This window comes from Pseudoalteromonas sp. S1727 (genome assembly GCF_005886375.1).
Lineage (GTDB): Bacteria > Pseudomonadota > Gammaproteobacteria > Enterobacterales > Alteromonadaceae > Pseudoalteromonas > Pseudoalteromonas haloplanktis.
This window is the reverse complement of record NZ_PNDT01000020.1, coordinates 39919-62968: the sequence shown is the minus strand read 5'-3', so window position 1 is coordinate 62968 and position 23050 is coordinate 39919. Positions and strand designations below refer to the sequence as shown.

General features: G+C 39.1%; 22 protein-coding genes and 1 pseudogene. 11 read left to right on the top strand and 12 right to left on the bottom strand.

The genetic code is table 11. The annotated features are described in order from the left end of the window. Window positions 1-140: 140 nt before the first annotated feature. From CWB85_RS06455 to CWB85_RS06435, 5 genes and pseudogenes are all read right to left on the bottom strand, one after another. Window positions 141-386 (bottom strand): annotated as a pseudogene (locus CWB85_RS06455) (DUF1287 domain-containing protein); the annotation flags it as partial. Between the two features lie 50 nt (window positions 387-436). Then, a complete protein-coding gene (locus CWB85_RS06450) occupies window positions 437-1279 on the bottom strand; it encodes an alpha/beta fold hydrolase (RefSeq protein WP_016706980.1) in 843 nt (280 codons plus the stop codon). A 24-nt stretch (window positions 1280-1303) separates the two neighbouring features. Beyond that, on the bottom strand, window positions 1304-1684 hold the full coding sequence (locus tag CWB85_RS06445) for a DUF6768 family protein (RefSeq protein WP_138554439.1): 381 nt from the start codon (window positions 1682-1684) through the stop codon (window positions 1304-1306). Window positions 1685-1696: 12 nt separating this feature from the next. Then, window positions 1697-2284: an RNA polymerase sigma factor gene (locus tag CWB85_RS06440; RefSeq protein ID WP_249314798.1), complete on the bottom strand. Its 588-nt coding sequence runs from the start codon at window positions 2282-2284 to the stop codon at window positions 1697-1699. A 56-nt stretch (window positions 2285-2340) separates the two neighbouring features. Continuing rightward, complete coding sequence (locus tag CWB85_RS06435) at window positions 2341-5220, bottom strand: insulinase family protein (RefSeq protein WP_138554438.1); 2880 nt, start codon at window positions 5218-5220, stop codon at window positions 2341-2343. 152 nt (window positions 5221-5372) lie between these two features. Between CWB85_RS06435 and CWB85_RS06430 the strand changes: the two genes are divergently transcribed. Then, window positions 5373-5792 (top strand): MAPEG family protein, encoded by a 420-nt coding sequence (locus tag CWB85_RS06430; protein ID WP_138554437.1) that lies wholly within the window; start codon window positions 5373-5375, stop codon window positions 5790-5792. Window positions 5793-5834: 42 nt separating this feature from the next. Here the strand turns inward: CWB85_RS06430 and CWB85_RS06425 are convergent, their stop codons facing one another. Continuing rightward, complete coding sequence (locus CWB85_RS06425) at window positions 5835-6575, bottom strand: peptidylprolyl isomerase (RefSeq protein ID WP_016706985.1); 741 nt, start codon at window positions 6573-6575, stop codon at window positions 5835-5837. A 261-nt stretch (window positions 6576-6836) separates the two neighbouring features. On the opposite strand from CWB85_RS06425, the gene CWB85_RS06420 reads away from it, so the two are divergent. Continuing rightward, window positions 6837-7034 (top strand): hypothetical protein, encoded by a 198-nt coding sequence (locus CWB85_RS06420; protein WP_016706986.1) that lies wholly within the window; start codon window positions 6837-6839, stop codon window positions 7032-7034. Between the two features lie 77 nt (window positions 7035-7111). Then, window positions 7112-8749, top strand: coding sequence for a bifunctional UDP-sugar hydrolase/5'-nucleotidase UshA (gene ushA / locus CWB85_RS06415; RefSeq protein WP_138554436.1), 1638 nt, complete (start codon window positions 7112-7114; stop codon window positions 8747-8749). 41 nt (window positions 8750-8790) lie between these two features. Here the strand turns inward: ushA and CWB85_RS06410 are convergent, their stop codons facing one another. Together CWB85_RS06410 and CWB85_RS06405 are read right to left on the bottom strand one after the other, a co-directional pair. Then, window positions 8791-9729: a hypothetical protein gene (locus CWB85_RS06410; protein ID WP_016706988.1), complete on the bottom strand. Its 939-nt coding sequence runs from the start codon at window positions 9727-9729 to the stop codon at window positions 8791-8793. Continuing rightward, entirely contained in the window at window positions 9726-10616 is an 891-nt protein-coding gene (locus CWB85_RS06405; protein WP_016706989.1) for a type 2 periplasmic-binding domain-containing protein, read from the bottom strand. Before CWB85_RS06405 ends, CWB85_RS06410 begins: the two co-directional genes overlap by 4 nt. 219 nt (window positions 10617-10835) lie before the next feature. On the opposite strand from CWB85_RS06405, the gene CWB85_RS06400 reads away from it, so the two are divergent. Beyond that, window positions 10836-11690: a S1/P1 nuclease gene (locus CWB85_RS06400; protein WP_138554435.1), complete on the top strand. Its 855-nt coding sequence runs from the start codon at window positions 10836-10838 to the stop codon at window positions 11688-11690. Between the two features lie 43 nt (window positions 11691-11733). After that, window positions 11734-14865 carry a TonB-dependent receptor gene (locus tag CWB85_RS06395; RefSeq protein WP_138554434.1) on the top strand — a complete coding sequence of 1044 codons (3132 nt, stop codon included), beginning with the start codon at window positions 11734-11736 and terminating at the stop codon, window positions 14863-14865. A 61-nt stretch (window positions 14866-14926) separates the two neighbouring features. Here CWB85_RS06395 and CWB85_RS06390 read toward each other — a convergent pair whose 3' ends face one another. Continuing rightward, entirely contained in the window at window positions 14927-15358 is a 432-nt protein-coding gene (locus tag CWB85_RS06390; RefSeq protein WP_016706992.1) for a MarR family winged helix-turn-helix transcriptional regulator, read from the bottom strand. Window positions 15359-15488: 130 nt separating this feature from the next. Between CWB85_RS06390 and hmgA the strand changes: the two genes are divergently transcribed. Both hmgA and maiA read left to right on the top strand, forming a co-directional pair. Continuing rightward, complete coding sequence (gene hmgA, locus CWB85_RS06385; RefSeq protein WP_016706993.1) at window positions 15489-16781, top strand: homogentisate 1,2-dioxygenase; 1293 nt, start codon at window positions 15489-15491, stop codon at window positions 16779-16781. Between the two features lie 12 nt (window positions 16782-16793). After that, a complete protein-coding gene (gene maiA / locus CWB85_RS06380; protein WP_138554433.1) occupies window positions 16794-17423 on the top strand; it encodes a maleylacetoacetate isomerase in 630 nt (209 codons plus the stop codon). Here maiA and CWB85_RS06375 read toward each other — a convergent pair. Further along, window positions 17420-17653: a TIGR02647 family protein gene (locus CWB85_RS06375; protein WP_016706995.1), complete on the bottom strand. Its 234-nt coding sequence runs from the start codon at window positions 17651-17653 to the stop codon at window positions 17420-17422. The genes maiA and CWB85_RS06375 overlap by 4 nt on opposite strands. A 97-nt stretch (window positions 17654-17750) precedes the next feature. Here CWB85_RS06375 and CWB85_RS06370 point away from each other — a divergent pair, with 97 nt between their 5' ends. Beyond that, entirely contained in the window at window positions 17751-18053 is a 303-nt protein-coding gene (locus tag CWB85_RS06370; protein ID WP_016706996.1) for a DUF1496 domain-containing protein, read from the top strand. A gap of 78 nt (window positions 18054-18131) precedes the next feature. Continuing rightward, window positions 18132-18398 (top strand): VF530 family protein, encoded by a 267-nt coding sequence (locus CWB85_RS06365; RefSeq protein ID WP_138554431.1) that lies wholly within the window; start codon window positions 18132-18134, stop codon window positions 18396-18398. A gap of 8 nt (window positions 18399-18406) precedes the next feature. Here CWB85_RS06365 and CWB85_RS06360 read toward each other — a convergent pair whose 3' ends face one another. Both CWB85_RS06360 and CWB85_RS06355 read right to left on the bottom strand, forming a co-directional pair. Then, a complete protein-coding gene (locus CWB85_RS06360) occupies window positions 18407-20032 on the bottom strand; it encodes a diacylglycerol kinase family protein (RefSeq protein ID WP_138554430.1) in 1626 nt (541 codons plus the stop codon). A gap of 268 nt (window positions 20033-20300) precedes the next feature. Continuing rightward, entirely contained in the window at window positions 20301-21302 is a 1002-nt protein-coding gene (locus CWB85_RS06355; RefSeq protein ID WP_138554429.1) for a branched-chain amino acid aminotransferase, read from the bottom strand. 341 nt (window positions 21303-21643) lie between these two features. On the opposite strand from CWB85_RS06355, the gene CWB85_RS06350 reads away from it, so the two are divergent. Together CWB85_RS06350 and CWB85_RS06345 are read left to right on the top strand one after the other, a co-directional pair. Continuing rightward, window positions 21644-22183 (top strand): sigma-70 family RNA polymerase sigma factor, encoded by a 540-nt coding sequence (locus tag CWB85_RS06350; RefSeq protein WP_016707000.1) that lies wholly within the window; start codon window positions 21644-21646, stop codon window positions 22181-22183. Then, window positions 22180-22881, top strand: coding sequence for an anti-sigma factor (locus CWB85_RS06345; RefSeq protein WP_016707001.1), 702 nt, complete (start codon window positions 22180-22182; stop codon window positions 22879-22881). Before CWB85_RS06350 ends, CWB85_RS06345 begins: the two co-directional genes overlap by 4 nt. The last annotated feature ends 169 nt before the right edge of the window (window positions 22882-23050 follow it).

Below are 23050 nucleotides of genomic sequence, written 5' to 3'. Positions count from 1 at the left end.
ATCAACTGCGCTGTGATTGTAGCAGCGCAGTCAATTAAGTATTTAATAATTTAGTTGTCACCAATGCCAGTGCGTTATGTCGCTGGCATTTTTATTTGTACACTATTCTAAAGACCCTACTGCATACAGAAAATGATCCGTTCCTCTTGTACTAACTGTTGTAAATCAATGCCAAGTGCTCGGTAACTTCGAATAATGACATCGGTGCAAACGCCAATATTCGCAGGTACGTCACCGTTTGGATAAGCAATGCGATGATAACTTCCATCGTAACGTACGTTTTGAGTTGTTCTATCATTTGCCGCATTTACCAATCCAAAAGTAAATGCATTGCTATAACTAAAAGCAGAAAACAATAACAGCAAAAACCAAAGTACATAAGTCATAGTCATTCCTTGTAAATTCTAACGTTCTTTAAACTTCAATAGCTATACAGTCATGACTGCTTATTCTCATCCAATATATTCATTAGTCGCTTTAACTCTCGAAGCACCAGCATAGGTTCATCATTTTGAATGTAATGACCGCTTTTTTCTGTTAATACACTGCGCCCTTGGGGGAACTCAGCTGCCCAACTCTGCCACATCTCCCCCCACATCAATCGGCCCTTGTCTGTAAAAAACAAATTACTCGGTTCAGCCACTTTGCGTACTGACGCAATAACGGTGACAGGTATATCTTTAATCTGCGGATAATCTGGTAATGGCCGTTTACTCCAAAAATCTAAATATTGATTCGACATTCCATTAGCCATATCACTTAGTTTTATTTGCGCGATTTCTTTATTTCCCTGTTCTAAGTTTATAGCACGTAATATGTCTACATCATGCTCTGAAGACGGATCGAGCATAAGTAAAGCATTTAGTTGCTGCGGGTATTTGGCGGCAAAATCTCGCGCGACACTCCCCCCATAAGAATGCGCAACAAGTATTACTGGTTTTGAAATGTCCAACGCCAACAAAAACTCACTAAGATGATCAGCATAATCCATTGACGTAAAATGGCGTTTAATTGCGGTTGAGTTACCATTACCAACACGCGAGTAGCGAATCACTTTCGTATGCTTCGCTATGCTGTTAAAAACTGGATCCCAGTCACCTAAACCTGCACTCCCTCCAGCCTCAAGCAATACAACTTGATTGCCAGCTCCAGCAACTTCATATTCCAAGTCAAAGCCATCTACCTTCACAAATGCGGCTTTAGCATTTGCAGCAAACAATAAAAATAGAGTGAGTAGCAAAAAGCTATTAGTATTAACACTTAAAGATCTTAACTGCATTGTATTTTCCTTTTACATTTCAATTTAGGTTTGGCTATTTGAAGCAAAATGCTCACTGAGCATCTCCTTTATTTCAAGTTCACTTCGCTTAATCTCTTTTATAATTGATTGTCGATTCATTTCCATAAACAGCCAAAGTTTAACTGCAATTTGCATCATTAAACTACTCACAAAACACACAGCCCAAAGTAATTGCTGATCGGAATTAAAAAATTGATACGCTGATATTATAAAGGCAGCTGTGAGTATAAAAGCTAGCATAGTACCTAAAATAGTCCAGCGGCGCATGCTTCCCTGATATATGCCATTAAGTTGCTTAAATAAGCCAGAATCAGACTCTAGCACTGACTCTAAATTGTGTTGCTCCGCCTGTAAACTTTGTTTAATTTTCTCATCTAAATTCATTATTCTCTCCAATTATTCATTTAAGCCTATTGCCAATTGTGCTCTTGCTCTATGTAAGCGTGATTTCACTGTACCAACCGCTACATCCGTTATTAAAGCAATGTCACTAATTGACATTTGCTCAAGATAAAACAAATAAACACTGTGCCGCTCAGTATCCGGCAGGCTATTTATTAACTTTACTAAATCTATAGATTGCTCATTACTGCTCGTCATATCTCTTGCTTGTTCGTGTTTGTCAGGCTGAAAACGCTCCAAATGCCTATTTTTACGGGTTGTATCTATAAACTTGTGATACACCACCCTAAATAACCATGCTTTAAATACACTTGGTTCTTTTAGTTTACGAATATCTTTTGCCACCACAGACCACGCTTCTTGCGTAATATCTTTGGCTAAATCCGTCTGCTTACATAACTTCATCGCAAAGAGAAAGCTGGGTCGGTATAAATGCCTGCATAGCAAATTAAATGCAGACTTATCTCCTTGCTGTGCACTAATTACAGTTAATGTTATTTGCGTCGAATTCATGTATTTCCCTAAGTTCTTTTCTACAAGACGATTTAGCTGAGCAAAAGGTTCGCAATTATTTTTTTTCATAAAAAAGCCCAAGCAATTGCTTGGGCTCATTATAAATTTACGCTTAAAGCACTTCGTTACTTTTGCAATTTAATACTATCAAAGTGCATTTGTAAGTCTGTGACTTTTGTTTGCTTTGGTAAATCTGCAAATGGTTTATCTGCAAATTTACTACCACGTAATTGCACATTTAAACGTGCCGCTTGTGGATTAAGCATGGTTTGTTTGTAGTAATCTTTGATATCTGCAAGGGTTACCTTTTCAACTTCTGCGATTAACTTTTCTTTTGAATCAAAATCAAAGTTTTCACGATACCAATCACCAATTAGCGGGCCCATTTCATCACTTAAGTTTTTAGGTTGCTCTCTCAGTGATACAAGCGTGGCATTTTTAAGCTGAGCAAATGTTTCTTCACTCATGTTATCAAGCTCTACAGCGTATTGTTTTTTAAACGTCTCGAAACGAGCCTGCATCTCTTTAGGCCCTTTCACTGGCGTTTGAATAAACAAACCAATTGCAGAGTAATCTTCAATAGGACGAGCAAGAGCTCCAACGGCATAAGCTAGCTGTTCTTCAGTACGCATTTTGTCAAACGCGATGGTTCTAAAGTGATCTTGCAGTACTTGCGCTTGCGCTTTTTGTTTATAGCCTGGTACTGGATGCACTGTCATATCAATAATCGCAACATCTGCTACATCAATATCTTTTTGCAATACAATGGTTTCACCAGGCTGAGGCAACCATGCTTTACTACGCGCAAATGCTGTTGTTTTATGCTCTTTAGGTAACACTGCGCTCAGCTCTGCCGCAATCGCCTCAACATCTTGCTGATTGTAATTACCGAAGGTAAACACACGTAGCTCGTTATTGTTGAAGGTATGCTGCTTAAGTTGCTCAAAATCAGCAAGGGTAATTGATTGGGCGGTTTTAATTAATTCGTCCGTATCAAAGCTGCCGGTTCTGATCAGCTTTGAATACTCATCAAACGCTTGATAAAACGGGAATTGCTTTTGGGCATTTAGTAAGCCACGCTGGTAACGATCAAGTGCTTGCGCAAAGCCTTGCTCTGTGACGGGTACATTAATATTCTCCAACGCTTGCGCAAGCAATACATCTTGCTTATCAGTAAAACCGCTTAAAGATAAAATTAAGCCATTACTTGCTTCTATGCCAACACTCATACCCGCTACAGCCGCTTCTGTGCTCAATTTACTTTGCTGTAAGTTGTATAAATCAGCCCATACAGAGTACAGCACTTTTGCTTTGATATCTGTCAGTGCATCAGGTGTATTAACATACACTTCAACTAACCCTTTTGGTTGCTCGGCAAAGCTTTGGCTCGCTTGGCGCCATACCTTAACTCCATTTTTATCGTATACGAGCTGCGGATGTTTTTGTTGTTCAAAATCAGCTGTTTTAATAGCAAAACTTTCAGGGAGTAGGCGGTTTACTGTAGGCAGTGCTAGGTCAAACTCACTTGGCTTACTCCAGCTTGCAATTTCTGCTGCGCTAATATCTTCAATACGGTATTTACCATCGTAAAAATGCAGCTGTGAATCTGTTTCTTCTTGTTTAGATGTATACCAAATACGTAATGTATCGGCATTTAACTGCGCTAGTACGCGGTTGATTGCATCGGCATCGAATTTTGCATAATGATACGGCGCATTGATAGCATGATTGATTGGGTACTCTTGCATACTACCTGCAAGGTTGCTTACATAACCAAACTCATCACCTTTTTCTAAGAATTGAAATTCGTTATTAAGTGACGTACGAATTTCATTAAAGTATTTACTATCAACCCCTTCTTTTTTGATCAGGTCAATATATTGCATGATAGTCGCAACGATTAATTCGCGGTTTTGCATACCTTCGTCTGTTAATTGCACATCAACTGTCAGCGCACCATAGTTACCGTAATGAGTCGGTGTTGCACTTGCAGAAAGTTGCGACACCCAGCCTTTATCACGCAGGATTTGTGCTGGGCTACCCTGCATTTCATTACTTAGTAAGTAGGCTACAAAGCGATTAGGTTTAACGGCAAATTCATCACTGTTATCAGTGATAGTAAAATCAAGTTGTAACTGTTTTACATCTTCATTTGGCGCATAATGGACACGCTTGCCGCCGACATTTTCAAAGTCTAACTTTTTAGTAACCGTAGGTTTTTCAATTTTTTTATCTTCTATATCAGCAAAATATTGCTGCGCTTTTGCTTCCATTTCACTTAATGGCAAGTTTGAAATCATTGCTAATTTCATGATATTAGAAGAATAATATTTATTATAAAAATCAACTGTTTCTTTATGTAATGAACTGCCCTCTTTATCACCAAGCGTTTCAAGGTTACCAATCAAAAAGCGATTAGCAGGGTGATCGCCCATCATTTTACGGGCCAATTTAAACTGGCCAAAAAAGTCCATTTCACGGCGCATAGACCACTCAGCATTGACCGCGTTTTTTTCTTTATCTGTGTATTCCGGGTAAAGCTTAGGTGATTTGAAAAAGTCAGCAAAGCGATCAAGCGCTTCATCATAGGCGTCATTATTTACTTTAAACATGTAATTAGTGATATCTAACCATGTGTAAGCATTGTGTGCACCGCCATTTTTGGTCATAAAATCAGAGTAGCCTTTGGTATCAGGATAGCGCTCCGTACCTAGAAATAACATGTGTTCTAAATAATGCGCCATACCTTGCTGGCTCATTGGGTCGTGTAATAAGCCTACACCTACACTCAACGCTGCCGCAGATTTTTCGGCGCTGGGATCTGAGACTAAAATAACTTCAATTTCATTTGCCAATTTAAGGGTTTTATATTGACGAGTATCATTTGGACTAACTATTAACGTATCTGACAATAGTGCGGTTTGGTGCGAAACTGACGTAGTTGTAGTGCCACAGCCAGTTAGTACTGCTAGGGCAATTGCGCTTAGCGTTATTATTTTTTTCATAATGAGAAGTATATCCATACTTAGTGTGTTGTTTGAATGTTCGGTAAAATTGATACCACTTGCAATCATTTTTCTAAATATTTTGTAACACATTGTGAATTATAAAGACATACTGCTAGTCTTAACCCTCTGTAATGAAAAAGGTCATAATAATGGAAAAATATGTTTTGCTCGCCATGTTTACTCAAGTACTGCTCACTTTTACAGTGATGATAGTGATGGGCCGTAGGCGTTTTGCTGCCGCAAGGAATAAAACAATCTCAATGCAAGATTTTGCGACTATGCAATTAGATAAAGCTGGCGATGAGGTCCATATTGCGGGTCGCAACTTTATTAACCAATTCGAGATACCGGTGCTGTTTTTTGTTGCCTGTGTGACAGGCTTGCAACTCAATGCCGCGGGTTACGTGTTTGTCGCTTTAGCGTGGGGGTTTGTGATTTCGCGGATCATTCACAGTATTATTCATTTAGGTAGCAATAGCGTAAAACCGCGTTATTATAGCTTTTTGCTTGGCTGTATATTGGTTTTAACTATGTGGGTATTATTAATAATGCGAGTATTTGCGCTTTAGCTGCCAACTGCTATCGGGCCGCTAACCCGATAGCACATACTTTTAAGCTACACGTCGACGTTTAAAGCCCAATAGCATTAATGGCAGAAATAACCATCCCATACTACCGCTTGAACTATCACTTGGTTGAGTTGGCTCAACAGTATCTACCAGAGTATTTTCTTTTGGTGATAGATTTACTGATGAATTAGGGTCATCGTCCAATACAACCACACTGTTAATCGCCACTAGGTTAGTAATTGCAATACTCGTATCTGCATTTGCACACTGTTCTTCAGTGATATCAACTACAGGAATTTCACCGCAATGCACTAGCGCTTCTATAGTATCCAATACAGCGTAACTGTCAGCCGTAATTTGACCAAAAACAGTAAAACCACCATTTTGCACATCTAAATTAGCGCTATTATCTTTTAAGTTAAAAAACCATTGGCTAGTAGCGCTATTTTCATTACTGCCTAGTTTAGCCATCGCAATAGTGCCCTTTACATTCGATAACACGGGCTCATTCGACACTGCGGGAGATGTTTCAATCGCTTCAAAATCATCTGTAAACGCAAACCCGCCCCCTTGAATGATGAAGTTCTCTATTGAACGATGGATCACTGTTTGATTGTACGCTTCACTCTCAACATAGCTTAGAAAGTTCGCCACCGTCTTTGGAGTATGTTGATCAAATAAATCTATTTTAATAGTCCCTTGTGATGTTTGCATTTCAACCACAGTCGCGTTACTTGCGAACGCAGCAGTAGCTAGCAAAGTGCACAGTAATTGTTTTTTCATTATTTCGAGTCCTGAAGAATGTTGTGTTTATGTAAAATTAATGAAAATACTAAAGAATTAATGCGCTCAACGCGATAGCAAAACGTACCTTTAAACAAATCAGACCAAATTGATTACACTTAAATTACATATGGTTACATTTGGTTATTATTCACCTACGTTATAAATAAATTTTATTTAAAACGAAATCGTCTCAACAGGCTGCTTTATTTTGTTAGTATTATTTTTAACACTAAAACACACACAACAGGATTTACCACCATGTCACATAATGAACAACAGATATGCGATTTCGGCTTACATCAAGGTCAGGCATACACTAAGTTACCTGCAAGTTTTTTGAACTGGATGGTGGGCAGTAATCATGAAAAATCAGCACTAGCAGAGCAGGAATTACATCGACGCCAATTAGCCGCAACCGGAAAATTAAATTACCAAGACGATACGAAAATAGAATAATTACGTTATTTTGCAATAAAACTAGTTTAAACTATGCGCTTAATGAACAGCGGAACACTGACAACACGGGTCACATTATGCGCATATTAATTTCACTCTTTCTATTGCTAAGCATCAGTGCATGCAGTAACAACCAATCAGCTCCTGACACACTCTCAAAAACTAATAATATTCACTATCTCACCGTTTTACATACCAATGATAACCATGGCCGCTTTTGGCATAATGAAAAAGGTGAATATGGGATGGCCGCACGTAAGACCTTAATTGATCAATTACGCAATAATGCTATACAGCAGGGCCACGCAGTATTATTACTTTCTGGGGGTGATATCAACACCGGGATCCCTGAGTCTGACCTGCAATATGCAGAGCCTGACTTTAAAGGTATGTCGTTAATTGGTTACGATGCCATGGCAATTGGTAATCATGAATTTGACAATCCATTAAGTGTTTTAAAGCAGCAACAGCAATGGGCTAACTTTCCGCTGTTATCCGCTAATATCTTTGATAAAGAAACGGGTAAAAATGCATTTCAGGCCTATAAGATTTTTAATAAGCAAGGCCTAAAAATAGCCGTTATTGGCTTAACAACAACTGACACAGCTAAAATTGGTAACCCCCAATACATAGGTGGTCTCGAATTTAAAGAGCCAATTGCAGTAACTCAAGCATTAGCTGATAAAATTAAAACACAGTATCAACCTGATGTTACTATTGCAGTAACCCATATGGGCCATTATGTTGACGCAAACTATGGTATTAACGCCCCTGGTGATGTAACTCTTGCTCGCTCTCTTTCAAAAAATACCCTTGATATGATTATTGGCGGCCATTCTCAGGAACCTATTTGTATGGCTAGTGAAAATATTAACGATGACAACTTCAAGCCCGGTAAAGCATGTAAGCCTGATCAACAAAATGGCACCTGGATCATGCAAGCCCATGAATGGGGAAAATACGTTGGTAAAGCTGAGTTTAAACTGGAAAATGGCCAATTAACGTTACTTGATTATAAATTACTCCCCGTAAATTTATATATTCATGAAGAACAAGCCGACGGCACAACACAACCTGTGCTAGCAAACGAATATATAACTCCTAATCCTGAACTAAAAGCATTTTTGGCTGAATATCAAGCAAAAGGGGCAAAGCAAATTGAAGGGAAAATAGGTTATGTTGATGCCAAACTTGAGGGTGACCGCAATAAAGTACGCTATCAACAAACCAACTTAGCTCGTGTTATTATTCAGGCACAAATGAATGTGGTTGGTGCAGATTTTGGGATCATAAGCGGTGGAGGAGTACGCGACAGTATTGCTGCGGGCGACGTTAGCTATAAAGATATTTTAAAAGTTCACCCTTTCAAAAATCGTATTGCGTATATAGATTGGCAAGGCCAAGAGTTATGGGAATACCTAGAAGTTGTTACCCGCTTTCCACCTGATTCAGGGGCTTACTTGCAGTACCATAAATTAAGTTTTGAACGCAGCGATAACGCACTCACCAAAGTGATGATTAATGGTCAAGCACTCGATAAAACTAAAACCTATCGTATGAGCATTAATAGCTATAATGCATCTGGTGGTGATGGCTATCCTGTATTAATGAAGCATAAAAGTTACGTCAGTACAGATGAAACTGACGCGCAAGCGCTGAAGCGTTTCTTTATTGAAAATAGCCCAGTCAATGCGAGCAAATTTTCTGCACAATAATATTCCGGCTGATCTCATTATGACTTGAGATCAGCCCTTCTCTACTTACCAATCACTTCAATATCGACACTTTTAATATTTGATAGTCCATAGCTATGCAACCGCGAACGCGAACCTTCACCATGTGCTTTAGGCGGGTAATAAATATCTTTTAACTCTGGGTTTTCGATGAGTAGCTCATCCAGTGCAGCTCTGATCTCACTTAACGTTTTTTCCAAGCTATTAGAAAAATTAGGCCGTTTGCGTATCGTATGCCCAAGTTGGGTTAATCGGTAAAAGTACTTATTCGCCAATTCAATTAACTCATCTGGCAAATCTTTATTTTGATTAAGTGTTACATTTGGATGCGCAACACAAAACTCGATCAAAGCTAAATAAAAACACAGCGGCTTATTCGCCAGAGCAACTGCCAATTCGTTGTTAGTATTCAACCCTAAGGTTTTATTATTTAAATCAATTCTAATAACTGAAACGACCTGTTCAGCTTGCTCCGAATTATTTTGACTAACGACTGCTGACAATTTATTCATTTTTATATCACGTATTCTAACTAACGCAACAATCGATACTGATGCCAAAGCAGCGAACAATAACACCACAATAAAAAAAGCAGCGCTATATTGATGTGCAGGCGAAAAAACCACAGCTATATTTCGACTTGGAGCAACAAGCTCAATGGTCGTCATCCCTTCATCGATAGCTTTATTAGCAATACCATCTATGGCAATCACTTCAACTAGGTTTATAACCGCTAGTTGCTGATTAAGTTGTACTATATATTGCTTAATATCATCTTCATTACCTGAGTGACTCAAAAACGCATTCGCCAAATTGATATGCGGTAAATCTAATGCGATTCGATTTAGAATCTGTAGCTGAGCTATTCTTTCTTGTTGTTGCGTTTGTAATGTATTTGCAGTAAAAAATACAGCTAGCAACATACTGAGTACACTGCAAAATATACTGATATATTTTTTCATTTTTGCTGACCAACAAAATGCGCTGATTGGCCGTCACATTGCCAATAGGATTCAACATGATTGAAATATTGCGAGTTTTGTTCTTTTAATAATGATATTAATCGCTCTTGTACAGCGCACAAAAGATCGGTATTTTCCGATTGCATCTTTAAGTACCAACGGCTGCCACTAATATTATCGCTAATAGGTGTAATGTAATTTCTTGAAAACAATGTTTGATCGCTGTCTTGCCAGTAAGATGAGATTAAATCTACACTCCCAGTTGCTAACAACTCCCTTAATTCTTGATGAGAGCTTGCATAAACTATCGTTAAGTTATCCATATTAATGTCTAATTGCTTAAACATTTGTTTGGGTAATATATGCCCAGAGCGGCTCGTGGGATAATCTAACAAACCGATCCGCTTATCTAAAAAGTACTGTTTTTCTATTTTTGGCTTTTCTTTGCTGGAAATAATAAATGCCGTATAACTAGGAAACCCAACTACTGCTTTATAGTTGTAAGTGGTTTGCGCCATAAATGCATCCATTAGGTTTTCTTTCGCAAGGATCAGATCAGCTATTCCTTTACCTAAAAAATCGATAGTATCTGATGATTTATTTCCCCAATAAGTTGTTACTTCGCCATATTGTTTTGCCACTACAGCATCATCACACAAAACATTTGTGACATCATTCGCCATTGCTTTAATTGGTACATAAACAATGAGTACATTTTTATTAGCCGAAGAGGTTGTTTGACAACGTACTGATGTGTCTATAAAAGTTGTGATCTTCGTATTACCACTAGGCGCACTAATATTTCCTGCCCACCAAAAAAAACCTACAAACAGAAACAAAACTGTAACAATCAGTGTTTTTAAAGAAATTAATCGTACTCGATTCAAAGTTTACTACCAGTGTTAATTATTCCCTCTCTATTTGACCAATTTAAATTACTTATTACAACAAGTAATTTTACTCAACAAACTTAAAGCATTGTTTTTTATTAAATTGAAATAAGAAATTATGAATTTTATTGAGTCCTTTCTATCTTGCTAGAAAATCAGGACAATTGATTTTAGAAATATTGACTCAGTTATAAACTACAGTTTGGAAAATGACAGATGTTACAAAGAATAGGTAACTTATTGATCAGTGCGAGTAGCTTGATTTTGTTATTCACCAGTAATAGTGTTTTGGCGTGGGGACAAAATGGACACAGAATTGTTGCGCAAGTAGCCAATTACCATTTAACACCTGCCACAGTTAAAGCATTAGAGCCTTTACTTGAAGGCGAAAGTTTACCACAAATTGCCACTTGGGCTGATGAAATGCGTTCCGCGCCTGGCGACTTTTGGCAAAAAAAATCATCGCGCTGGCATTATATCAATGCTGATGCTGCAACGTTAAAGAATCCACCTCTCCCTCACTCTTCAAAAGAATCAGTCTCTAATATTCTTGATGCCCTACTTTTTAATATTGCCGTATTAAAAGATACCAATAGTTCAATTGACGCGAAAAAATTCAGTTTACGCTTTATTGTTCATTTAGTTGGGGACAGCCATCAACCATTTCACGCAGGTAGAAAAGATGATCGTGGTGGCAATAATATTTCTGTCACATTCTTCGGGCAGGATACCAATTTACATAGTTTGTGGGATTCTAAACTTATCGAAAATGAAAATTTATCCTACACTGAATTTGCATACTTTATAAATACAAATAATAAACAACTAATTGCTGAGTACTTACAAAGTACGCCAGTTCAATGGTTACAAGAATCACATAACATAGCTAATTCTATTTATAATCAGCATGAAACAAAGATTAGTTACCAATACATCTATAAAAATATGCCAGTTATAAAAACCCGCTTACAACAAAGCGGAGTAAGACTTGCCGGATTGTTAAACTTAATTTTTGACAATTCTGCACAACCATTAGTGAAGGCACTGAAGATGCCAGCTAATATTAATTAAAATCATTAGATTAAACACAACCTTAACACGGGAAAACAACATAATGAAAATTCAACTACGCAAAACAGCACTTTCACTCGCTATCGCAGCTTGTGTTGGCGTAAGTGGTGCAGCGTTTGCAAATGAGACGACCTCTGCAATTAAAGGTCAAATCAAGGGGCCTAACGGTAATCCTGCTGCAGGTACTAAAATTACTATCGTGCACGTTCCATCAGGTTCAACCAAAGAAACTGAAACCAACGATGCGGGTTACTTCACTGCAAAAGGCCTACGTGTTGGCGGACCTTATAGTGTTGTAGTTGACTCAGATGTATTCGCTGACCAGTCATTTAATAACATCAACCTACAAGTAGGTGCTGACTACCCAGTAAATGTAACTTTAGAGCCACAGTCTAGTATTGAACAAATCGTGGTAACTGGTCGCGCTATTAGCACAATGTCAGGTGGTACAGGCCCAGCATCAACGTTTACTTTAACAGATCTTGAAAATACGCCAGCTATTAACCGCGATATTAAAGATATCATCCGAATCGATCCTCGAGTAACAATTGATGATAGCCGCGGTTCTATTAACTGCGGTGGCGGTAACTCTCGTTTTAATAGCTTAACTTTAGACGGCGTTCGTATGAACGATAACTTTGGCCTAAATGCTAGTGGCTACCCTACAATTAACGCACCTTTCTCTTTTGATTCAATCGAGCAAGTTGCGGTAGAACTAGCCCCATTTGATGTGCAATACGGTGGTTTCACTTCATGTAACATCAATGCGGTAACTAAGTCTGGTGGCAATGAAATCCACGGTGGCGTATTCTTCGACTATACGAATGACTCAATGAAAGGTGATTCTATCGAAGGGGAAAAAATTGATAACGGTAACTATAACGATAAACGTTATGGTTTCAACGTAGGCCTCCCGTTAATTAAAGACACGCTTTTCTTGTTCACTTCATATGAAAAAAATGAAAGCATCACTGAGTTTAACTACGGTGCTTTAAATTCAGGTGCAGTAACCAGCAGTGATATTACTGATGTTCAACGTATTGCTCAAGAAGTGTATGGTTATGACGCAGGTGGCATGCCATCGAGTGCACCTGTAGAAGATGAAAAAATCTTTGTTAAACTTGATTGGAATATAAACGATAATCACCGTGCTAACTTAATCTATAATTACAACGACGCATTTACATTTAGTCAATCAGATACAGGCAACAGCAGACTAAGTCTTAGCAATCACTTTTTTGAAGAAGGTGCTGAATTTACCTCAATCATCGCATCTGTATACTCTGACTGGAGCGATAATTTCTCAACTGAAATTCGTTTTGGTAAATCAGAATTAGACAAGCGCACTGAATCTATTGATGCTGCTAGTAGTTTCGGTGAAATGCAAATTAAAACCGCAAATAACGGCACAATTTATATCGGTCCAGATGACTCTCGTCATTCAAATGATTTAAACTATGATACCACCACCGCAAAATTAGCCGGTACTTACTACCTTGACCAACATACAATTACAGCGGGTTATGAATTTGAAGAGCTAGAAATATTTAACTTATTTGCTCAACAAACACAAGGTGAATGGCGCTTCGACAGTGTTGAGGACTTTGAAGGCGGTCAAGCATCTTATATTGAATATACTAATGCAGCAGGTACGAATAACCCTAATGATCTTGCAGCAAGTTTCTCATACGCGCAAAATACTTTTTATATTCAAGATGAATATAGCTTTTCTGATATAGATGCATCATTAACCATTGGTCTTCGTTATGACAAATACACAAGTGATGATGCACCTAACTATAACTCTAATTTTGATGCTCGATATGGCTTTAGCAATCAATCAACGCTTGATGGTGTTGACTTAATTCAACCGCGAGTAGGCTTCGAATGGTATGCCACTGATGCACTAGAAGTACGTGCTGGTTTAGGTTTATATTCAGGCGGTAACCCAAATGTTTGGTTATCTAACTCTTATTCTAATGATGGTATTACAAATATATATGTTAGACGTCCTGATGGCGCTGATTTAACAACAACACCTAATGTAAATGGCGGCGCACCTGGCTATGAAGTTCCGCAAGACATGTATGATGAAGTGGCTAACAGTACTGGAGACGGTCCTGTAAACTCAGTTGATCCGGATTTTGAAATGCCTTCAGAGTGGAAATACTCTGTTGGTGCAACATATACAACTGAAAATGATTATGTAATTGCACTTGATTACCTTTATACAAACCGTAAAAACTCAGCTACTTTAATTGATTTAGCGCTTGAAGATTCAGGTAAGACTACTTTTGATGGTCGTCCTATCTACCAAAGAAAAGAAGACGTTCTAAATCCTGATAAATACCGCGATGGTGATTTAATGCTTACCAACGTCGATGGTGATAGCGGCGACTCTTCGATCATTTCGGCAGCAATCAGTAAAGCTTACGACAATGGTATTAGCATCCAATTTGCTTATGCATACACAGATTCTGATGATGTAAACCCGATGACGAGTTCAACGGCAAGTTCAAACTATGGTAACTTAGCAACCTCAAATCCTGGAAACCCTGGTGTAGCAACATCAGATTATGAAATCCCACATCGCTTTACCATGACTCTTGGTTACACTAATGAATTCTTCGATGGTTATAGCACGCGCTTTAACTTATTCGGCGAAGCATACAAAGGTCTACCATACAGCTATACGTTTAATGATAGTGATGAAGATGGGTTCGGTGATTACAATTCAAATGGTTCTCGCCAATTACTTTATGTACCTCTTGAAAACGATCCTAATGTAACGTATGACATGACTGCTGCTGAAATTGCAGACTTCAATAAATGGATTGGTGATAATGGTCTTGAGCGCGGTCAAATTACTGGCCGTAATAGCCAAAATGCAGATTGGTTTGTGAAGTTTAACTTTAAAGTTAGCCAAGAAGTACCTGGCTTCATGGAAGGCCACAAAGGTGAAGCTTACTTTGTTATCGATAACTTAACTAATATGTTAAACGATGACTGGGGCGTATTAAAGAAAGGTGGTTTTGTAGGCAATCCTGTCATCTCAACATCTGTTGATGCACAAGGTAACTACACATATTCAGGTTTCTCAACTGCGTCTAATACATCTGTACAATCAAGTGCTTCTGTATGGGAAATGCGTGTAGGTGTTAAATACACTTTCTAATCTAAGCGTTTCATAACTTACTTAGTTAAAATAAAGCCCATCATTTGATGGGCTTTTTGTTCTACTCCGCTAATTTACTCGTTAACTTATCTAAACAGCTGAGCAAGGCTTGATATTCCGCTTTATTTAAGACCGTTAATAACTCTTGCTCCCATGCTAAGGCATCTGGTGCTAATTTTTGATATAACAGCCTTCCTTGCTCACTGAGTTGTAATAAGCTGGCGCGCTTGTCATTTGGGTTAACTAAGCTCACCACTAATTGCTTATCGATCAGCGCTTTTATCGCCCTTGATACGGTTGACTTGTCCATAGCCGCTTGCACACATAATGCTTTGGCGTTGCTCTGCCCAAACTGGGCTAAATTAAACAAAATACGCCATTGCGGAATTGTTAAATCACTTTGCTGTTGGTAAACAGGTGCAAACTCCTCACTCATTTGATTGGCTAAATTAGCCAAACGGTAAGGTAAAAAAGTATCTAGATCGAGCGCCATCGCATGCCTCTTTTCTTTATTTACAAGTATGCTTTGCCTGTCCATAAATATGTACACTTGCAAAAAGCATGATGATTGAATTTAGTCTCACTTGAGAGTATCTTACAGTAAAACACAAAGGAGTCGAGTGATGACGAGCGAATTAAAATACATGACCGGATTTGGCAATGAGTTTGAAACCGAAGCCTTGCCAGGTGCCCTGCCGATTGGCCAATTTAGCCCACAAAAAGTCAAATATGATCTGTATGCTGAGCAATTTAGCACTACGGCATTTACCGCGCCCCGTGCAGATAACCGCCGTACGTGGATGTACCGTATTCGCCCGTCAGTGGTACAAGGTGATTATAAGGCTATTGATAATGGGTTAATTCGTACGGCACCCATCACAGAAGTGCCAACACCACCTACCATGTTACGTTGGGATCCTATTGATATTCCCAGCGCACCGACCGATTTTATTGATGGTTTAATTACCATGGCTGCAAATGGGTGTGCTAATAGTCAAACTGGTATTGGCATCCACGTTTACGTAGCAAATAAGTCGATGACTGATCGCTATTTCTACAATGCAGACGGTGAAATGCTGTTTGTGCCACAACAAGGTGAGCTATTACTTAAAACTGAATGTGGTCATTTAAGCATTAAAGCCGGCGAAATTGCGGTCATTCCACGGGGGATTAAATTCCAAGTAGTACTATTAACTGACACAGCACGTGGTTATATTTGCGAAAACTATGGTCATGCCTATGTTTTACCTGAGCGTGGCCCTGTGGGTGCAAATGGCTACGCCAATGACCGTGATTTCCACTACCCGGTCGCCGCCTATGAAGATAAAGAAGGTAACTTTGAATTAATCGCTAAGTTTAATGGCAACATGTTCAGTTGCGATATTGGCCACTCCCCTCTTGATGTTGTTGCGTGGACAGGTAACAGCGCACCTTATAAATATGACCTCGCACGCTTTAATGTGATGAATACGGTAAGTTACGATCACCCAGATCCATCAATATTTACTGTACTCACATCACCATCCGGGACTGAGGGGGTTGCTAATATTGACTTTGCTATTTTCCCACCGCGTTGGATGGTTGCAGAAAACACCTTCCGCCCACCTTATTATCATCGCAATATCATGAGTGAGTTTATGGGCTTAATTGAAGGCGTATACGATGCTAAAGAGCATGGTTTTGTTCCCGGCGGCATGAGCTTACACAACTGTATGTCGCCCCATGGTCCTGAGGCCGATGTATTTGAAAAAGCCTCTAACGCAGCACTTGAGCCGCAACGCTACGAGAACACCCTCGCATTTATGTTTGAGTCTCGTTATATAATTTCGCCAACCAAATATGCCCTTGAAGGCAAAGAGCGCCAACCTAACTATACTGATTGCTGGCGCACAATTAAAAAACACTTTAAAGCTTAAAAGGCCATTTTAATGAAACTTTATACTTATTTTCGCTCATCTGCCGCTTACCGTGTTCGTATTGCTCTTAACTTAAAAGAGATTGAACATCAGCTGGTCACTGTTAATTTATTAAAATCAGAGCAGCAAAGTGAACAGTACCTTGATAAAAACCCACAAGGTTTATTGCCTGCGCTTGAGACAGATCAAGGCGTGTTGGCACAATCAATGGCAATATTAGAGTACCTTGAAGAAACCTACCCACAAATCCCGTTATTGTTTGGTGATGCGTGGCAAAAAGCGCAGATCCGCAACCTATGTTACGCCATAGCGTGTGATATTCACCCTATTGATAACCTACGTGTACTGAAATATTTAAGTAATGAATTAGGTGTTGATGATGACGCTAAAAATGCCTGGTATCGTCACTGGGTTGAAGTGGGTTTTGAAAAGCTAGAGCGACTACTCGATAGTGACAATGACTTCTGCGTAGGTGATAAACCAAGCCTTGCTGATGTGTGTTTAGTACCGCAAGTATTTAATGCCTATCGTTTTAACGTCGATATGACTGCGTATCCTAAAATAGCAGCCATTTATGAGCGCTGTAATAAGCTAGACGCATTTATTGATGCTGCTCCTCAAAACCAACCGGATGCAACTTAACCACTTAAAGCACTGTGTAGCACAGTAACATGCTCTATTAAATCCAAGCCCAGATCAGTTAAATAACCGCCATCTGGGCTATCAATAATACCTTTATCAAATAACCTTTGCGCTGCACTGCGCAAGCTCTCATCAGCATCACTGTGAAGCTTTATTCCTTGCATTTTACTCGTCAGAGGAAACTTAGCGAGCAGTGTAAATTCGTCAATCATTGTTTGCTTAAATTGCATGTGTTCACCTTGCTTTTAGAAAATTATTATTTTGTTGGTTATTTACCCTAACACGCTTTAAGCTTAGTGTAGTTATTTTTTTATGCAAAGGCTGAATATGAGAATTTCAAGTATTATAGGTGTTTGTTTTATTTGTTTTATTTACTCAGTAAGCAGTTTTAGCAATACGCCAAAAACAACATTGCTACTCAATCCGCAACAAGCGATAGATCAACATTCAATTTGTTGGTATGAAGATAAACGCTACAGTGAAGGGGCTATTATTTTAATGGCTAATGTACGTGTGATCTGCACAGCAAAAACCCCAAGCCATAATAATAGTCCATTGACTTGGCTCATGCTCAATGAGCAAAATGAAATCATTTACCCAAGTATGCCTAAAACAATTCGAGTGAACTAATAACCACGCGCAGAACTAATTGGTATCAACGCCGGGTTACGCTACAATAGCGCGACTTTTAACAAACAATAGTGAATTATGAATCAACAAGCAAACAACCCATTACATGGTATTACACTTGAACAAATAGTCGTAAAACTCGAGCAGACTCTTGGCTGGAGAACAATGGGTGAGCACGTTGATATTCGCTGTTTTAAATCAGATCCGAGCGTTAAATCAAGCCTTAAATTTTTACGTAAAACCCCTTGGGCCCGCAGCAAAGTTGAGCAGTTATACTTAGATCACTGCGTAGACTCACAGGCACCAAGCGGTGGTTTTGTTTGGCCAAGTATTAAAAAGAAATAACTCGCGCGTTATTCTATCTGCTCTGTGCAGATCACTGCCAGTGATTGCGGAGTAATTTCAATTATGAGCTTATCGGCGCTTTTAACTTCGCCATCAAGCACGTATTTTATTTCCTCCGCTGCCGATATTTCAACACGACGCGCGTTAGTATGATGTGAATTAATAGCAAAGTGCGCCTGAGTGATACTACTAAAGACTAATTCGGCAATACTTAACACATTGGCTGATGCGTCTTGGTTTGGTGTAAGCCAATTTACATCGAGTAAACCATCATAGTGATCGGGCTGTCCCCCGCCTTGTGCTAGTAATGTAGTAAAAGGAGCTGCATTAGCGACAATTAAGCTATTGGTATGTATTTGCTGTGGCTGATTATCATCAAGCTGTACAGTAAAGTCTTGAGCTTTTTGTTCACCTAAAGCCTGCCAAAACCCTTGTAAATATGCGAACTGACCAAGTTCATTTTTAGTATCACGATCAGCTTTTTCAATCATATGCTGTTCAAAACCAATGCCAGCTAACAGCAACATCAGCTCACCATTACAGTATGCTGTATCCATTAGCTTAGTCTGTCCGTCTATAATCAAGTCACAAGCTACTTCAACAGGGATCAGCTTAGACTTAATACCCATTAATACATGTGCCAACGCATTGGCCGTTCCCAGCGGAATAATACCGAGCTTGCAGTCACTATTAACGAGTACACTAGCAACTTCTGCCACTGTACCATCCCCACCACAAGCAATGACCATATCAGGGGATTCAGCGATAGCCTGTTTGGCCAGCACAATACCGTTTTGTTCTTGTGATGTGCAAAGTACTTTTAAATCATAGTAAGCAGATAAGCGTGCAACAATTAGATGCTCTTTTTGTTGCCATAATTTAGTCCCAGAGACTGGGTTTGCAATTAACACCGCTTTATTTTTTATTAATAACTCACCATTTCTATGACGCTTAACAAGTTGACGCAATTGATGTTTATTTAAATTTGCTGTTGCTCGCGTTTCTTTTATTTGCGCCAGTACTTGATGTACATCAGCATTTTTATCCTGGCTCAATAAATAAGCGGCCATTACAAACACTGAGCGCCCACGCCCAAGAGCACAGTGCACCACAACTCGGCGGTCATTTTTGATATGATGGGCAATCCAATTAATTGCTTGATTTAACTGTGAAGACGTTGGCGCACGGTGATCAAGTACAGGGATATTTAAATAATTTATATTTTCTTGCGTTGATGACCATTCCAGTCCATCAAATTCACAAGTTACGTCTAAAATAGCCGTAATACCGTTATCTTTTAAACTATCAATATCTGAAGGGAACAAACGACAAGCAAGAAATAAATGCTCATTAATTTGCTGTAACGGCGGTACTTTATCCTGTTTTCGGCTCCACGCATTGTAGACTTGTGCGCCCAGTAAAAATGGAATAAATGCCCAGCGAATATAAAACGGAATAACGCCATTTTCACGTTTACGGAAGATTTTTGCGAGATTAAAAATATAGGCACCGCTAACCAGTAATAAAGACAGTGCAGCCCAATAAAACAAAACGGCAAAGTAACTAGGACTCACCTGCCAGCCCATAACAATAAATACAATTGCCAATACTAAATAGCTGATTGCTGCCCACATACCTATTCCTTTTTTTATTAGTTTTAGCGTATAGACAATGCAATCTGTACGCCACTAACAGAGAAAAGTAAATTTATCTTACTTTTCATAACTTTAAACTATCACCTATTTAATACTGTGATTGCTTACTTTGTTAACATAAGTTATTTTTACACGCTTATACAACAAACTTACATAGTTAAAAGCATAGAGCATAAATTGCTACCAGCCATAAAAAAACCTAGCTTATAAATAACCTAGGTTTTTTTATGGTATTAGGGCTGCGCCGTTAAACGTCGATTTTAGTCAACCAACCATGCTTATCTTCTGCTTTGCCCCACTGAATATCATTCAACGCTTGGCGTAAACGCATCGTTGTTGGACCTGCTTCACCAGTGCCAACTTTATACTCTTTATTATTATGGATAAAAGTACCAACAGGAGTGAGTACCGCCGCCGTGCCTGATAACGCAGCTTCGGTGCCAGGTTTTGCAGCACGCTCTAATAACTCAGTCACGGTAAAGTTACGCTCCGATACTGTCATCCCTAAATCTTTAGCAATTGTTAGAATACTGCTGCGGGTAACACCGTGTAAAAATGTACTGTCGAGTGCTTTGGTAATGATCTCATTACCATCAATTAAGATAAAGTTTGCAGCACCGGTCTCTTGTACATCGCCACCTGGGCAAAATAAGATTTGATCGGCTTGATGTTGTATACGAGCTGCTGTGATCGGCGCTAATGCACTCGCATAGTTGCCACCACTTTTGATCATCCCCATATGAGGTGCACAGCGCATTCCATCTTCTTCTAACAATACTCGCAGAGCAGTCGCCCCACCAGCAAAGTAATCACCTACTGGCGATAATAATACATACAACAATGAGCTAAGTGAAGGAACAGCCGCTTTACCAATCGCAGCTTCGGTGCCGATATGAGTCGGACGAATATACATAGAGCCAGGTGGCAAGGGTGTTTCATCGGCATACTGACGCACAATATCAATAATCATCTTTTCAAGCATTGCGCCATCAACTTCTGGCAAGCTTAATAAATGCGAACTTTGCTTCATACGTGCAATATTAGCATCCATGCGGAAAATATAGACTGAACCGTCTTCATGGCGAAATGCTTTTAAACCTTCAAAACACGTACTTGAATAATGCAGAACATGTGCCCCAGCATGCAGTTCAATTTTATCTGAAGGAACAACTGAGCTTGCGCTCCATGCATTATCAGTAAAATGAGCTTGAATCATCTGCGGCATAAATACTGTACCGAATGCGGCCATTTTAATCTCTCTTATGTGGTCTATTTTTCCTCCATTGTATGACATTCATGCACCGTTTAACCATCACTAAAACAAGGCATTTACTATGAAAAGGTGATTTTTTTATGGTTTGCTCGAAGAAATAGTGTTTCTTGCTGAAATTGCAGTATGCAACACGCCTGAATGGATAAATAGTAAGCAATATTAATGTCAACTTAAAGTTGATCCTAGCAACTTGCTAAGCCGTATTTAGCTGCTAGGCTAAATGATGAAAAATAAAGTTAAGCCCTCATCATATTCGTTTTTTGCATCCACTTGACGTTATCAAACGTTTACTTAATGAAAAGAAAAATAGGAACTCTATGGAAACCGACGAATTGTTACCTTTGCTAAGCGCAACCGCTCAGGGCAATAAACAAGCATTTGCCAAACTATATAATGCGACTAGTCCAAAACTTTTTGCGATTAGTTTAAAAATGCTCAGTAATCGTGCTCATGCAGAGGAAGCATTACAAGATGCATTTGTAAAGATTTGGCATAACGCATCAGAATATCAAGTGACTAAAGGGACTGTGATCAGTTGGATGATCAGCATTGTTCGATACCGAAGCTTAGACTCATTGCGCTATCACAAGGTACGCAAAGAGCAGGCTTTAGATGACGACTATGCTAGCGCCGACGATATCAGTGATCTGCCATTAGAAGTTGATTATGAAGATGGCAGTAAACTCGTTGATTGCATAGAGCAACTAGATGAACAGCAAAAACAAGCGATCCACTTAGCCTATTACAAAGGCTTAACTCACAGCGAGTTAGTTGATCATATTGAGACCCCGCTTGGTACAGTTAAAAGCTGGATCAGACGTGGCTTGCAACAGTTGCAAAGGTGCTTAACGCTATGAATTATGACAACCAAAAACTCATCGATATGCTTGCTGCAGAGTATGTATTAGGCACCCTTAAAGGGCCTGCGCGCAAACGCTTTCAACGCTTAATGCTCACTTCTAATCGAGTCAGAGAAGCAACATGGATGTGGGAGCAGCACTTAAATAATTTAGCCAGTTCGATAAAATCAGAGCCACCAAGTGATGCTGTTTGGCAAATTATTTCTCAACGGATTGACGCTAAGCCAAGCATAGAAAAAGTCGTACCTGAATCTAATGTGATCAAACCAAAAGCGAGTATTTGGCAAGCATGGTCGTTAATTGCAACTGCGGCGAGTATTGTATTAGCATTAATTATTTGGCAACCGCAAGCGCCGCTACAACAGCAAACTCAGCAAATAGCTTTGTTTAAAGATGCATCAGAGCAGCCCCTTTGGTTTATTGATATTGATGAGCAGAATTTATCCATTAAAGCCAGCGACAAACTGATTGCCCGAACAGACAAAGATTACGAATTATGGATGATTTTAAAAGGTCAAGACACACCTATATCGCTTGGTTTACTGCCGAAAAGTGGTGTTAAATCGCTATTAAAAGATAGTCGCTTTAATGCTCAAGACATTGCACTTTTAGCTATCAGTTTAGAGCCGATAGGTGGCTCACCCAATGGCCTACCTACTGAAGTTGTTTTCACAACTGAACTAATATTATTGTGAAGCCATAACTGAATACATTCCTACACTTTAGCCAGCGCAAGCTGGCTTTTTTATAACGCGGTTAAATAACAAGAAAATAAAAAATACTCTAAAACCACTCAAATCTGCACATTGAGTTTTACATTTAATTAAACTAATTTACGTTTCTTTGCATCCAATCGAATTTGCT